Below are 2,765 nucleotides of genomic sequence, written 5' to 3'. Positions count from 1 at the left end.
GACATCTTCTCGATGGGGGTACTGCTCTACGAAATGGCGACCGGCCTGCGTCCCTTCAATGGGAGCTCGGAAGCAGAACTCGTGGCCTCGATCCTGCGGGACACGCCCAAACCGCCGCGCGCTCTGCGCCCCGGCCTGCCGAGGCCGCTCGCCTCACTCATCGAAGGATGCCTGGCGAAGGAGGCGCGAGACCGGCCGGCAAGCGCTCAGTACATCCGCGACCGTTGCGATTCGCTCCGCCGCGAGCTCGAACGCGGGGAAATCTCGGGCGAGAGCAGAACCGCGCCGGGGGAACGCTCCTCCGGCAACCTCCCCTTGTCCTTGGACTCGTTCGTCGCGCGTGAGCAGGAGCTCGCCTCGGTCATCACCCTCCTTGCAGACACTCGCCTGGTGACACTGACCGGCGTCGGCGGCACCGGGAAGACACGACTCGCGATCGAGGCCGCTCATCGGCTCTCTGGGAATTTCCCCGACGGCGCCTGGCTGGCCGAACTGGCGCCGGTAACCCACGCCGAGGCGGTCCCGAACGTCCTGGGCGATCTGCTCGGCGTCACGCAAGGACCCGGGAAGACTCTCGTCCATTCGCTTGTCGACGCGCTGCGCCATCGAACGTTGCTGCTGGTTCTCGACAACTGCGAGCACGTGCTCGACACGGCCGCGGAACTGGTCACCTTGATCACCCGGCAATGCGCGGGCGTCCGCATCCTCGCCACCAGCCGAGAGGCGCTTGGAGTCAGCGGCGAGCGAATATTCCGGCTGCTGTCGCTGACCGACCACGAAGGCGCACAACTCTTCCGTGACCGGGCGTTGGCTGCCGGAGCCTTTGGCAACCTCGACATGGACATTCTCGCACGGCTGAGCCATCGGCTGGACGGCATGCCACTGGCCATCGAACTCGCGGCGGCACGCTGCGACGCAATGATGCCGGAGGACATCGAGCGCCGCCTCGACCACCGGTTCCAGCTCCTGCGGGGCACTCGGCGGGGCCGCATCGAACGCCATCAGACGCTGCACCAGACGGTAGCCTGGTCGTACGACTTGCTCGAGCCACAGGAGCAACGTGTTTTCGATCGGCTCAGCGTGTTCGCCGGCGGGTTCACCCTCGATGCGGCTCAAGCCGTCGCGGGGGGCGAGGATCTCGATGTCCTGGAAGTGGAGGAGGCCATTGCGTCACTGGTCGCCCGATCCATGACGCTGGCGCTCAACACCGAGGGGTCTACGCGATATCGGCTCCTCGAAACCCTCAGGCAGTTCGGCCAGGAGCGGCTGCTTGCCTCGGGAGGCGCCCCGGACGTTCGCCAGAGGCACGTTCGCTATTTCGCGGACTTCATGACTCGGGCTTGGGCCGGGCTCTGGAGCACAAATGCGTCCTCTTGGATCCGAGCCGTGGGCCGAGAATTCGAAAACCTGCGCGTGGCCGTCTACGCCGCAGTCGACCTCCGCGACCGCGAAGCACTCGGCGCACTACTGAAGCCGCACTACTTCTGGGCGTGGCACTCGCAGCGGTACGAGGTGGGTGACTGGGCCGAAGCGGCGCTCGAGGTTTCTCCCGAACCGGCGTTCGCACGCTCGGTCGCCGTTCACCTGCGTGTTCACGGTGGAAGGACCGAAGATGGGACGCGACTCGCGGCGAAGCTCGAGGACCCAGACAATGCTGGCGATCCCGACGCGGTCTGTCTATGGGCGCTGGCTCATGTGTCGGCGGCGATCGCCACTCAGGGTTCCGACGTTCCAGTGTGGATGCGCCGGGCCGTCGTTGCTGGGGAGCGAACCGGAAACGCAGCTCTGGCGACACTGCTCAGGAGCATGCAAGTCGTCTTCATGACGATGGTAGGCGAGATGGACGCGGCGCGGCGCATCGCAGTCGAGGAGTACGATCAGGCCAAGGCCATTGGAAATCCGATCACCTTGTGCGAGGCCACGTTTCACATGGGCCGGGCGCACGCAGACATCGATCCCGAGGCGGCGCTCGAGTACTTCGATCGCACCGCAGAACTTGCGGAGAAGCACGGCCTCCCGTTCTACGCCGGTGTCGCGGCAACGGAAGCGGCGGCGGCAAGCGTCAGGGTCGAGGAGGCTAGCCTCAGCGGACCTCGATTGTCCCGGGCCCTTCGAGCCTTCATCCATTCGGGAGATCGAGGGCAGCTATGGAGCTCGGCCCACCATCTCCTGTATTTCCTCGTCCGGACCCAGCGTTCTGAAGAGGCCCTTCGAATATGGCCGGAACTGGGCAGCCGAAGATCTTGGGTGACGCAGCCTCTCCGCGATGAATTGACGAGGCTGATCGGTCCGCCCGGGGAAGGCACGCTTTCTGACGACGAATTGATCGAACGAATCGTCGAAGTGTTGGACACTCTGGATCGCGAGGCCTTGTGATTTCTTCAGCTCATCAAGGGCAGCCGGAGCCGGTCGCGCCATGATCCATCCGGCGAGCCGCAGCCCGGCACGGAGGTGATTGCATGTCACGCTCCATGTTGCGAGTCGGACTGGCCATCGGCCTTCTTCTCGCCGCGCTCGCGGCCGGTCCTGGCCACGTCGAGGAATCCACTCTGACCGCATGGATGAAACGCAACGCACGACCGTTCGACACCTGCACCCCGGGTGAGCGCGTGAGCGACCTTCGCGACCTCCGCAGGATCGTCGGCAAGGCCCGCATCGTGGCGCTCGGCGAGGGCACGCACGGCACGCGCGAGTTCTTCCAGCTCAAGCACCGGATGACCCAGTACCTGGCGACCGAGATGGGATTCAGCGTGTTCGCGATCGAG

The 2,765-nt window shown here is 65.5% G+C and carries 2 protein-coding genes; both read left to right on the top strand.

From position 1 onward, the window contains the following. A partial coding sequence (locus tag VFQ05_18115; GenBank protein ID HET9328685.1) for an NB-ARC domain-containing protein occupies nt 1-2,376 on the top strand: 2,376 nt, incomplete at its 5' end. 83 nt (nt 2,377-2,459) lie between these two features. After that, nucleotides 2,460-2,765, top strand: a 306-nt coding sequence (locus VFQ05_18110) for a hypothetical protein (GenBank protein HET9328684.1), incomplete at its 3' end; no start/stop codon positions are given.

This window comes from Candidatus Eisenbacteria bacterium (assembly GCA_035712145.1).
Taxonomy (GTDB): domain Bacteria; phylum Eisenbacteria; class RBG-16-71-46; order RBG-16-71-46; family RBG-16-71-46; genus DASTBI01.
The sequence above is the reverse complement of the archived record's forward strand: the minus strand, read 5'-3'. Positions and strand labels throughout refer to the sequence as shown.